The 13,043-nt window shown below is 42.6% G+C and carries 7 protein-coding genes; all 7 read left to right on the forward strand.

All coding sequences use genetic code 11. The annotated features are described in order from the left end of the window. Nucleotides 1–187 precede the first annotated feature (187 nt). The 7 genes from lepB to AB5Z52_RS09230 all read left to right on the forward strand — a co-directional run bounded on the left by lepB (nt 188) and on the right by AB5Z52_RS09230 (nt 12,945). A complete protein-coding gene (gene lepB, locus AB5Z52_RS09200; RefSeq protein WP_003126688.1) occupies nt 188–745 on the forward strand; it encodes a signal peptidase I in 558 nt (185 codons plus the stop codon). A gap of 197 nt (nt 746–942) precedes the next feature. Beyond that, nucleotides 943–4,518, forward strand: a complete 3,576-nt coding sequence (locus AB5Z52_RS09205; RefSeq protein WP_117474639.1) for a PD-(D/E)XK nuclease family protein — start codon at nt 943–945, stop codon at nt 4,516–4,518. Then, the gene (addA, locus tag AB5Z52_RS09210) at nt 4,511–8,191 is read left to right on the forward strand and encodes a helicase-exonuclease AddAB subunit AddA (protein WP_086269202.1); all 3,681 of its coding nucleotides are present in this window, start codon (nt 4,511–4,513) and stop codon (nt 8,189–8,191) included. The genes AB5Z52_RS09205 and addA overlap by 8 nt, the downstream gene beginning before the upstream one ends. Before the next feature lie 67 nt (nt 8,192–8,258). Further along, entirely contained in the window at nt 8,259–8,579 is a 321-nt protein-coding gene (locus AB5Z52_RS09215) for a helix-turn-helix domain-containing protein (RefSeq protein ID WP_003126685.1), read from the forward strand. A gap of 317 nt (nt 8,580–8,896) precedes the next feature. Then, nucleotides 8,897–9,940, forward strand: coding sequence for a phenylalanine--tRNA ligase subunit alpha (gene pheS, locus AB5Z52_RS09220; protein ID WP_086269201.1), 1,044 nt, complete (start codon nt 8,897–8,899; stop codon nt 9,938–9,940). Between the two features lie 2 nt (nt 9,941–9,942). Beyond that, nucleotides 9,943–12,363 carry a phenylalanine--tRNA ligase subunit beta gene (pheT, locus tag AB5Z52_RS09225; RefSeq protein ID WP_005473231.1) on the forward strand — a complete coding sequence of 807 codons (2,421 nt, stop codon included), beginning with the start codon at nt 9,943–9,945 and terminating at the stop codon, nt 12,361–12,363. A gap of 204 nt (nt 12,364–12,567) precedes the next feature. After that, the gene (locus tag AB5Z52_RS09230) at nt 12,568–12,945 is read left to right on the forward strand and encodes an NUDIX domain-containing protein (protein WP_003126682.1); all 378 of its coding nucleotides are present in this window, start codon (nt 12,568–12,570) and stop codon (nt 12,943–12,945) included. The last annotated feature ends 98 nt before the right edge of the window (nt 12,946–13,043 follow it).

Below are 13,043 nucleotides of genomic sequence, written 5' to 3' on the forward strand. Positions count from 1 at the left end.
TGATTTTTTTGGCAAAATTCGAGTACGCCGAATACAGGAAGCAAGCTAGGTTTCTGACCGAACGTTTTGCTATTTTTTGTTTAAGAAGAACAGGGTCTTACCCTTAAATAAAGGGAATATGGTAGAATTGAGTATCAACTTTATTGTTTTAATTGAATAGGTTTACATACAAAGGAGGACGATGCTGTTGGTACAAATAAAAGAGGTCCTCAAAACCGTTTTGTTCGTTGCTCTGTTTGGGCTGTTACTGTTTTCGTTGCGACAATACGTCTTCACCCCTGTGATCGTTAAAGGAGATTCTATGGATCCAACATTGCATGATGGGGAGCGTGTGATCGCTATGAAAAACACCCAAATCAGCCGGTTTGATATCATCACATTTGAAGCCCCTGATGAGGTGGGAAAAAACTACATTAAGCGTGTGATCGGATTACCTGGTGATGTGGTGGAATACCGTGAAGACACTTTATTCATCAATGGGGCAGCATATGAAGAGCCTTATCTTTCTGCTTTTCGTTCAAAATTAACCGATGGTTATCCACTGACTTCTGACTTTACGATGGCTGATTTCGGTGTTGAACAAATTCCAGAAGGAAAATTGTTGGTGTTAGGGGACAATCGCCGAATCTCTAAAGACAGCCGGACCATTGGTTTGATTGATCAGTCAGCCGTATTAGGAGATGTCAAATTTATTTTTTGGCCCCTTAAAGATTTCGGAAGCATTCCGAATCAACACTCTGAGTAAGCGGAAGTCCGACTCGCTCAGAGCTTTTTTTAAAAGAAAATTTGTTATACTATTTGTTATGAAGACAATGAAAGAAAAATTGTCAACGGATCAATAGAGAGCATCAAAACTGTTATTTTTCATGCGCAGGTTTGGTAGATGCAGGAGTTGATCTTTACTTACGATAGAAGCGACGATAAAAGTAAAGGAGTCTTCGTATGAGTTTACGATTTATACTAGGCGATGGACGCTGCGATCACGAACAAGCGATTTTGGATGCAGCTAACGCTTGGTTGGAAAAGCCACAAACAGAAGTCTTTTTTCTTGTCCCTAACTACAATAAGTTTGAACGAGAAAGAGAGATTCTGCAGGCGCTAAAACAAGGCACTGGAGATTTTGCCTCGATTCGAGCTCAAGTCTATAGTTTTCACCGTCTGGCCTGGTTCTATCTTCAACAAACTGGCTGGTTGTCAAAAACGGCCATTACAGATACCGGTGCAACCATGATCCTTCGCAAAATACTTCTCGATTTGGAAGAGGAGTTGATTCTTTTTCGAGGAGAAATCAATAAACCTGGGTTTATTCAACAACTGTTGTCTCTTTATCAAGAAATGCAGACAAGTAATATCGCAACCGAAGATCTGCATCTCGGTGGAACGATGAATAGGAGCAACGGAGAGGATGCGTTAAAGTTTTCCGAACTCGCATTGATCTTTCAGCGTTTCGAATTAGAAATGGTGACCCGGGAACTGCAAGTGGAACAACCGCTGGCACTACTAACACGTTATCTGCAGCAAGGGTCTAAACCCAATGAATTAATGAACGATCGGCCTGATCTTTCGGAATCATTATTTATCATCAGTGGTTTTTCAGCATTTTCAACTCAAGAACAGAGTGTATTAAAAGAATTGATGAAACAAGGGCACGTCGTTGTCGATTTGCTTTTAGATCATGGATATCCCCAAGAATTACCTTCACCATTAGATTTGTTCTATGAATCGGGCCGCAGTTACCATCAATTATTTCTTGACGCTAGAACGGAAAATGTCGCCATTTATTTGGATCAAAAGCTTTCACCTTCTGAAGCACAGCAAGTGACACTAGAGAAAGCTGCCGCATACAATGAAGTGGAATCCTTTTGGCGTAAAACCCAGAATCAGCTCCATTATCAGCAGCAGCAACCAGTTTCACCGTATCTAGAAATGTGGAAAGTTGGCAATCCTGAAGAAGAAGTCCGGCAAATGGCTGCGAAAATCCGCGCATTGATCAGCGAGCAAAAAGGAGCAAAACTGCGTTATCGAGACATTCAAGTCTTGACACTGCAACCAGAGATCTACCATCAATATATTCCAACGATTTTTAAAGAATATGAGATTCCGTTTTATATTGACGAAGAGCAACTCATGGCTCAGCATCCGCTCGTTGAATTCTTGAATGCCTTCTTTGCTTGTGCAGATTATGGCTTTCGTTTAAATGACATTTTTCGACTGTTGCGTACGGAACTTTATTTGCCACAAGCATTCCAACAACAAGAAGACTGGCTGGCTGCCCGGGATGCATTTCGACAATTAGTAGACATTACAGAAAACCAAGCACTGGCTCATAACTTCCAAGGAAAAGATTGGACCCGTGAGAGAGACTGGCTCTTAGTGGACTATACATTGACAGGAGAAAACGCATCTGGCATCGCTGAATTGACAGATTATACGAATCAATTGCGCCGCTATTTCCGTCAAGATATTTTTGGCTCCTTGAAAAACATTCAAGAGACAAAGACGAACCGGGAAGCTGCAGGTGCTTTATACCAATTTTTACTTTCAGCAGGTGTTGAACAGCAATTGATTCATTGGCGAGATCAAGCAATCTCACAAGGAAAACTAGAACAAGCTCGCAACCATGAACAAACATGGCAAGCTTTGATCGATCTTTTAGATGAATTTGTGGCTATTTATGGCGATGATCCTTTCGAACAGTCACTCTTTGAAGAAGTATTGATGACGGGTTTGGAGAATCTGACTTTCGGGAAAATTCCGACAGCAATCGATCAAGTCAATATTAATCGTTTTGATCTAGTACGACCTCGGCAAGCAAAAATCACTTTCGTACCAGGATTGAATGAGACGGTGTTGCCAAGAAGGATCGAAAATAAAACATTGTTGACTAACGAAGAAAGACAACATCTCAATCAATTGTTTGCGGGAGAAAAATATCTACGCGATACGATTATCGAAAGTAGCGCCAAAGAGCCGTTTCTTTTTTATGCGATCTTATTGTCTTCCACGGATAAACTCTATTTGTCTTATGCATGCAATTTTGATACCCAGCAAAATATCAAATTGTCCCCATATCTGGCTCGTCTGCTTGAATGGTTAGATGTTTCTTTACAAGACCGGGGCATCTTATCTTTAACCAGTGATCCAGAAGCCTACGTCGGCACGTATCGGGGATTAATCTATCAGTTGAATAATCTAAGTCAGCAGGCAAGAAAAGAACGACAGAATTTGCCGGCACAGTGGCAACGATTCAAACAGGCTTTATTGCATTCGCCTGAAAAGCAATTAGCCCTTAGAGTATTTGAAAGCCAGACCCATCAAAACATTCCAGTCCCGTTGTCTCAAGATAAAGCCGTTGCTTTATATGGGCCATCCATCTACAGTTCGATTTCGCAACTGGAGACATTCTACCAGTGTGAATACAAATATTTTGTCAGTTATGGACTACGCTTGAAAGAGCGGGAAATCTATGGACTTAACTCAGCGATGACTGGTGAATTTTTCCATGATGCACTCGATCGCTTTGTCAAAGTATTGATCAGTGAGAACATCTCATTGACGCAATTGACCATGGATCAACGGCTCCAATTTGTTGAAAAAGTGTTGCAAGAGATTTTTGGAGAAGTCCGCTATACATTATTGTCCAGTTCGGCCAGAATGAATTTTATTCGTTATCAGCTAGGTAAGACGATTCAGCGAGTAGCTTGGGCATTAACGAAGCAAGGACAAAAAATGCACTTCTCACCGCAAAAAACCGAAGTACTGTTTGGACAGATCGCTGGCGCTCAAGGGATCAATGGCATCGAGCTGCCTTTAAGCAGTGGGGGCAAACTGCATGTGCGAGGAAAAATCGATCGGGTAGATGCAGCAAAAACCGAAGAAGAGCAGTGGCTTTCAGTCGTAGATTACAAATCAAGCAGTCGTGAATTTGATTTGACAGAAGCATACTATGGCTTAGCAATGCAGTTGATCACTTATTTAGACGTTGCGCTGAATGATGCTGTGCAGCTAGTTGGTACAGAAAATGTGCGCCCGGCTGGGGCTTATTATTTACATGTCCATGATCCAGTCTTAGATGGTCAAAAATCCTCTGAAGAGGAACGGTTGAAGCAATTCAAATATGATGGGTTGTTTCTGGATGAACCCTCATTGTTTCCACTTTTGGATCATGAATTGTCAAACAGCAGCAATTCGGCAGTTTTTCCGATTCGCAAAGACAAAAGCGGGACGTACCAAAAGACACCACAAGCCAAAAACAAGTTTTACACTGAAGAAGAGATTCGCTTGTTGAGGCAGCACAACCGCAAAAATATGCAGCAAGGTGCGGAGAAACTTCTCAGCGGCGAAATTGCCTTGAATCCGTCTTATAAGCTGAAAGACAAAAAGCGCGCCTGTGAGTTTTGCCCATTTCGCAGTATTTGCGATTTCGATGTGATGCTGCAAGAAAATAATTATCATCGTCTAGAGAATTTATCGAAAGAAGAGGTTTTACAGCGATTAAAGGAGGAAGAGAATGACTAAGATCCCTCTAAAACCACAAAATGAAACATTTACTGATACTCAGTGGCAAGCGATCTTTGATAAAGGAGACAATCTCCTTGTTTCTGCCTCAGCTGGATCAGGAAAGACCACCGTCCTTGTGCGACGTGTGATCGAGAAATTAAAAGCAGGAAGTCAGATCGACGAATTGCTGATCGTGACCTTTACCGAAGCAGCAGCAAGAGAAATGAAAGAACGGATCCAAGTAGCTCTGCAAATGGCCATTAATCAAGAAAGCCAAGAGCAAAAAAGACAACATTTCGTTCGGCAGTTGCAATTATTACCTACCGCAAATATTTCAACACTACATGCCTTTTGTTTAACGGTCATTCGGCGTTTTTATTATCTGATCGATTTGGATCCTGGATTTCGGATGCTGACAGATGAAACGGAGATTTTGCTGCTGAAAGAGGAAATCTGGACACAATTACGAGATGCACACTACGAAGCAAATGATGAAGCCTTCTTTCGATTAACCGAAAACTTCGCCAGTGATCGTTCCGATGAGACGGTTGGTGATTTGATTTTGTCACTCTATGATTTTGCCCGCGCCAACCCTGATCCAGAAAAGTGGCTGGACGGTTTAGCGGTAAATTATGAAGCCGCGGACAATTTAGGGGAGAATCACCTCTATCAGGCTCAAATCAAACCGACGTTGGTAGAAATTGCCGCAACGGCAGAGCATTTGCTGGCAGCGGCCAAACAATTTGCAGATCAGTCACCATTAATGGAAAAAGCAGCAGCACTCGTTCAAGCAGAGATTTCTCAAGTCCAAGAAATTCAACGAGTTCTGTCAACAGACGATCTATCCGTCTTATATGATCGCTTGACTCATTTGACCTTTGATCGCTACCCAAGCTATCGGAAAGAAGAACAAAAAGAACTTTCACAGGAAATCAAACCGTTGCGGGATGATGCCAAAAAACTATTAGAACAACTCAAGGGATATTTTCCTTATCCACCAGCAGACATGCTGCAAATGCTGCAACTATCTGAACCGATCGTTGCGACTATGGCAGAGATGACCAAAGAGTTTTTGACTGCTTTTCAAGCCCGCAAGCTAGCAAAAGGGTTGTTGGATTTCAATGATTTAGAACATTTCACGTTGAAAATCTTATTGGGTGATGGCACAGGCAGCGATGCTTCTGTTTATTACCGCGATAAATTTGAAGAAGTGCTCGTGGATGAGTATCAGGATATCAATCGACTGCAAGAAGCGATTCTGTATTGGGTTCGGCAAGTTTCAGGAGACCATGGAAACATGTTCATGGTAGGGGATGTCAAACAATCGATCTATTCATTTCGCTTAGCAGACCCCACTTTGTTTATAGAAAAATATTTGGCATTTGAACATCAAAACGGGGGACGAAGAATCGTTTTAGCAGAAAATTTCCGTTCGCGCCGCGAAGTGCTTGATTTTACGAACTTGGTTTTTCAACAATTGATGGACGAACAAGTTGGACAGATCCCTTATGATGACGCAGCGGCTTTAGTTCCGGGATTTCCGAGTTTTCCTGAAAGCGACGCATTCATTCCGGAACTTTTGATCTATGAAAAAGAAGCTGAAAGTACTACGAATTTGATTGAAGACAAAACGGAAGGAGAACTTCACGTCACCGCAATCAAAATTCAAGAACTGATCCAATCCCAATTTATGATCTATGATAAAAAAAGACGGGAAGAACGTCCAGTCACTTATCAGGATATCGTTTTACTGACTCCTACCCGCAAAAATAATTTGGTCATCTTAGATGTTTTCAAAAAATTCGGGATTCCTCTTGAAGTCAATGATGCACAGAACTATTTTCAAGCAACAGAGATCCAAACAATGATCGCATTGTTGCAAATCATTGATAATCCTTATCAGGACATTCCATTAGTGGCTGTTCTCCGTTCACCTATGGTAGGGCTAACGGAAGACGAACTAGCAGAGATTCGGCTAGCGGATCGTACCAGTGAGTTTTACAAAGCGGTCTTGACTTATCAAGACAACCAAAAGGGGACTGTTTCCGCTTTAAGCAAACGAGTGGATGATTTTTTAAGCGAATTGAATCGTTGGCGGGAAGCAGCTCGCAGACTGCCGATCCCTAATTTATTATGGGATATTTATGATACAACGGCTTACTTGGATTACGTGGTTGGCTTGCCAGCAGGGCAACAGCGCTATGCCAATTTGATTGCATTGATCCACCGAGCAGAGAAATATGAGAAAAGCAGTTTCCGAGGATTGTATCAATTCATTCGGTTTATTGAAAAAATGCAAGAAAAAGATAAAGATTTGGCAGAACCGTTGGCGACGCCAGCTGAAAATGCTGTGCGGGTCATGACTGTCCATGCTAGTAAAGGATTGGAGTTTCCCGTTGTTTTCTTATTGGATACAACGAAATTCTTCAATTACCAAGACTTTCAAAAGCGTTATATTTTTGAAGAACAACTTGGCGCAGGTATCCAATATATCGATGCTTCGGAAAATATCAAATATGAAACGATTCCTTTTCAAGCCATCAAACAAGTTCGTTTGAAAAAAGCTCTCTCTGAAGAAATGCGTAAACTATACGTAGCATTGACACGGGCCGAGCAGAAACTGTATTTAGTTGGTTCTTATAAGGATCGGCAGGCAGCCTTTAAAGCTTGGCAAGCGGGGTTGACACAAAGTCAGACAGTCCTTGACCCGGCTTTACGTTTAGTTGCAAGAGGCAGTCTAATGGATTGGGTCGGTTTGACATTGATTCGTCATCCAGAGATGGAGCAGGTTTTTACTGATGCCAGTGAACGAAAAATGACGATCCATCATCCTGCAAGATTCCAGATCCATTGGTGGAATCAGGATCAGATTGATCAGCAATTGCAGGTGCAGCCGCCAACAGAGGCAGTTGTGGCTCCGACACCAAGTACTACAGCCCCAGAAAGATTGCTGAACCGTTTAGACTATCAGTATCCTTACAGCAAAGCGACTCAAACCACCAGCTATCAGTCGGTCTCAGAGTTAAAACGTCTATATAATGATCCGGACGATCAAGATATTACTTTACTGGAATGGCATTCCGCGGATCAAAAATTGGCACCTCAGCGCTTTCGTTATGTTGAGACTGAATTAGCTAAACCGCGTTTTTTACAAGAACAAAAACCGCAAGCTTCTTCGATCGGGAGTGCTACGCATCTAGTTATGCAAATGCTGCCGCTGACTGAAGTACCGACGGAAGCATCCTTAGCAGCTTTTATCGATGAATTGGTTGAACGTCAGCTCTTTACGAAAGATGTTGCCGACAAAATTGATCAAGCGAGCATCGTGTGGTTCTATCAAACAGCCGTGGGGCAGACTTTGATCAAGTATGCAACACAGGTAAAACGGGAGCAGCCATTTTCAATGCTAAAAGAAGCTGCCACTATTTTTGAAGGATTTGATGAACCAGATGCCGAATTATTGATCCACGGGATTATTGATGGCTATGTGGAGTTGCCAGATCGAATCATTTTGTATGATTTTAAGACGGATGCTGTATTTGGCAGTGAAGCACAGATTGAAAAGCGCATGCGGGATCGGTATTATGGACAGCTAAAACTGTATTGCCAAGCGTTAGAACAAGCTTTGCAGAAACCTGTGACTGAGACATATCTGGTTTTACTAGCCGCTAAGAAAATAATCGAATGGTAGGACCTCGAACGGGATTCCTTACAATTCGTAAGCGATGTGCTATAATGATGCAAAGAGGTGATAGAAAATGATAAAAGTGGAAACAGATTACGCCCTTTGTCCTAAATTTGAAAAAGCTTTTTCGATTCTAGGAAAAAAGTGGAATGGCTTGATCATTGATGTGCTTCTTGAAGATGGCAAACAACGGTTTGTGGATCTTGCCAAAAAAATCCCCCAAGTGAGCGATCGGGTATTGGTGGAGCGCTTGAAAGAATTAGAACGTGAAGAAATCGTCTGCAAAGAAGACAATCTTTACTGTTTAACACCAAGAGGGGTCGCACTTGAAAAAAGTATGATGAGTGTGAAGCGCTGGGCAGAAACTTGGGTCAGAGAAGAAGAATGCAGTTGATTTCTGGCAAATAATTAGGTACACTAAGGTCAATCGAATAGTTAAAAAGCGTTGATGGAAACTAGTAGTTTGGCTGAAACAGGAAAGGGAGACTTGTCATAGACTGAAAGCAAGTTCTGTATTCGAAAAATGAATTTCATTTCTGGAGCTTACTGAACAAGAATCAGTCGGCAGTCCTACTGTCGTTAGTAGAAGTGAGTGCGTGGACTTTGTCCACGAATGAGGATGGTAACACGAGACGTCGTTCCTTTTTTAGGAACGGGGTCTTTTTTTCGTCTTGACTTATCAGCTATTCACAAAGAATAAGGAGGAAAAACATGTCTTTACAAGAGAAACTAGAGTCATTGAAAGAAGTAACGCTTTCAAAGATCAAAGAAAGCCGTTCAATCAATGAATTGAATCAAATTCGTGTCGATGTCCTTGGTAAAAAGGGACCCATCACGGAAGTTTTGCGGGGAATGAAAGAGTTGTCAGCAGAAGAGCGTCCAAAAGTCGGCAGCTATGCCAATGAGATCCGGGATGCGGTTACACAAGCGATTGAGGAAGCAAAAACTTCATTAGAAGCAGCCGCACTAGAAAAGGCATTGGCTGAAGAATCGATTGATGTGACATTGCCTGGCAAGCAGATGCCACAAGGGACCCGTCATGTCTTGACGCAAATCATGGAAGAAATCGAAGATATTTTTGTGGGGATGGGCTATCAAGTGGTTGAAGGATTCGAAGTCGAAAAAGATCACTACAATTTTGAACGAATGAACTTGCCAAAAGACCATCCAGCAAGAGACATGCAAGATACTTTTTATATTTCAGATGAAGTCTTGATTCGGACACACACCTCACCGGTGCAAGCTCGTACCATGGAAAAACATGATTTCAGCAAAGGGCCATTGCGAATGATTTCACCAGGAAAAGTATTCCGGAGAGACACCGACGACGCGACTCACAGTCATCAGTTCCATCAGATCGAAGGACTGGTAATCGATAAGAATGTGACGATGGGTGATCTTAAAGGGACACTAGAAGTCATGATGCAAAAAATGTTCGGGGCTGATCGCAGCATTCGTTTGCGTCCAAGCTACTTCCCATTTACAGAGCCTTCAGTAGAAGTAGATGTCAGCTGTTTCAAATGTGGGGGAGCCGGCTGTAATGTCTGCAAACACACCGGTTGGATCGAGATTTTAGGCGCTGGAATGGTACATCCGAATGTATTGGAAATGTCCGGGATCGATCCCAAAGAATACTCAGGTTTTGCATTTGGTTTAGGACCTGACCGGGTTGCGATGTTGCGCTATGGCGTCAACGACATTCGGAATTTCTATCAAAATGATGTACGTTTCATCAGTCAGTTCAAGGGGGAATAAATATGTTAGTATCTTACAAATGGTTAAATGACTATCTTGACCTTTCTGAGATCTCACCAAACGAGCTGGCAGATAAAATGTCAGTCACAGGGATCGAAGTCGAAGGAATCGAAGTGCCAGCAGCGGGATTGAAGAAAATCGTTGTTGGGGAAGTCAAAGAATGTGTGCCACATCCAGATTCAGATCACTTATCGATCTGCCAAGTAGATATCGGTGAATCTGAATTATCACAAATCGTTTGCGGTGCGCCGAATATCAAAAGCGGCATCAAAGTGATTGTGGCACTCCCAGGTTCACGGATCGCGGGCAATGTCAAAATCAAGAAAGGCAAGATGCGCGGACAACAATCCAATGGGATGATCTGTTCGCTGCAGGAATTAGGCTATTCTGATAGTGTGATCCCTAAAGAATATGCGGAGGGTATTTATTACTTGCCTACCGATGCCGAAGTGGGGAAGGAAGTCTTTCCCTATCTCGATATGGATGATGCCATCATCGAGTTGTCGATCACTCCAAACCGGGCCGATGCCTTAAGTATGCGGGGGGTCGCTTACGAGGTAGGAGCCATTTATCGACAAACACCAAAATTTGAGACCATTCAACTGAATGAAAGTGCTGTGAAAGCCGCAGACAAGATCAAAGTCAGCGTAGAAAATCAAAAGGATGCGCCAGCCTATCAAATTCGGATCATTGAAAACGTAACGATTGCACCAAGTCCGCAATGGTTGCAAAACCGTTTGATGAATGAAGGCATTCGACCAATCAACAATGTCGTTGATATTACCAACTATATTTTGCTGCTGTTTGGACAACCCCTTCATGCATTCGATTATCAAAAATTGGGTAGCCAAGAAATCGTCGTTCGCCGTGGCAAACCGCAAGAAACGTTGGTCACTTTGGACGGAGAGACACGAACGCTAGATGATAAGAACATTGTGATCACTAATGGAAAAGAACCAGTCGCTTTAGCTGGTGTCATGGGTGGGTTAGATTCAGAAATCACACAAGATACCACAACTGTTGCTTTAGAAGCCGCCTTGTTTGACCCCCTAGCGATTCGTTTGACGTCTAAAAAATTCAATTTGCGCAGTGAGTCATCTTCCCGTTTCGAAAAAGGTATCAATCAGGCTGCGATCGCGGAGGCTTGTGATGCAGCCGCTGCTATGATTGCGGAGCTAGCTGGCGGTACAGTTCTACAAGGTGCTGTCAAAGGCGCTGAAGTGACCCCTAAGGATGTTCAAGTCACGATCACATTAGATCGGATCAATCGCTACTTAGGAACACAAATCACGATTGCCGAAGCCAATGAGATTTTTGACGCCTTAGGTTTTGGCTACCAAGAAAATGAAGGTACCTATCAAGTTGTGGTGCCACCTAGACGTTGGGATATTCAGATCGAAGCTGACATCATTGAAGAAGTCGCCCGTATCTATGGCTATGACCGTCTGCCATCGACACTTCCAAGTGGTGAGACAGTTGCGGGGAGCTTAACCAAAGAACAACGCTTGACTCGCAAAGTACGAACACTCCTAGAAGGAAATGGTGTGAGTGAAGCTATCAGCTATGCATTGACAACCGAAGAAAAAGCCCGTCAATTTTGTTGGTTAGAGAGTCAGGTTACCCGTCTGGATTGGCCAATGACAGAAGAGCGTGGTGTCTTAAGAATGAATCTACTTTCAGGACTGCTGGACGACATTGCCTATAACTTGGCCCGCAAAAATGCCAATGTTGCGTTGTACGAAGTGGGGCGCGTCTTTTACAAAACAAGTGATGACCCTCGGGAGCTACCAACAGAAAACAATCATCTAGGACTAGCCATCACTGGCGCCATCACCGAAAAAGATTGGCAAGAAGCTGAACAAAAAGTCGATTTCTATCATATTAAGGGGATCTTGGAAAACTTGTTTGCAAGTCTTTCTCTTACGGATCAGATTACTTATGAAAAGACAACAGCAATCAAAGAACTTCATCCAGGCAGAGCCGCTGCTATCCTCTTACAGGATGAAGTGATCGGTTACCTAGGCCAAGTCCATCCAAGTACAGCAAAAGCTTATGATCTGACTGAGACATATGTTGCTGAATTGGACTTGGATCGTTTGTTAGCAACTGAAAATGCAGCGCTCATTTATCAAGCAGTTTCGAAATTCCCATCAGTTAACCGGGATATTGCACTGTTGGTGGATGAGAAGACGTCGAACCAAACAATCCTGCAAACCATTGAACAAGCAGCAGGCCGTTTCTTGACGGACATTCATCTATTTGATGTGTACCAAGGAAAGAACATCGATAGCAATAAAAAATCAATGGCCTATCGATTGACTTTTGCTAATCCTGAAGCGACATTGACAGATGAAGAAATCAATCAAGCAATGTCGAAGATCACACGTGTGCTAGAAGAATCACTACAAGTAGAAATTCGTTAGTCCCATTGCTGTGATAGGAAACAGTGACATAAAAAAAGAGTGATCTTGAGGAATCAGCAAGATTGTAGCATTTGCAGGGGGAAGGTGTTCTCCCTTGCTATGCTACAATTTTTTTTATAATGGATAGAGTAAATATTCTCATGGATAACCACAGCTCGAAGAGTTGCTTTTCCAGTTTTATTTTATGGAAGAAAGGATCGATTGATGGAACAACTGACGGTTTACGATGCACAAAAGCAGCCAACAGCTGCGACGATGTTGCGGGATACGCCAGTCCCTAATGACGGCTACCGAGTTGTGGTGTCTGTTTTATTGTTTAATGAAGCCGGAGAATTACTGATTCAAAAACGACAATCCACAAAAAAAGGCTGGCCTAGTTATTGGGATTATCCTGCTGGCGGGACCGTCAAAGCTGGTGAAAGCTGTTATCAAGCGGCAGAAAGGGAACTATTAGAAGAGTTAGGGATGACACTTTCTTTAGAGAAAATCCCTAGTCGTTTAACAGTGAAATTTGAAGAAGGCTGGAATGAACTCTATTTTGTTCAATGGACCGGCGCTAACCCTGAACTTTGTTTGCAGTAAGAAAAAGTTGCTGCAGCAAAGTGGGTCAATGAAAAAGAGTATCGCGCATTGATCAATGGGTATAAATTTATTCCTTACTTATATGCACCGATCGTTTT

Origin of the sequence: Enterococcus sp. RTP21361st1_A6_RTP21361_211029, from assembly GCF_040910045.1 — a bacterium.
Taxonomy (GTDB): Bacteria; Bacillota; Bacilli; order Lactobacillales; family Enterococcaceae; genus Enterococcus_D; species Enterococcus_D gallinarum.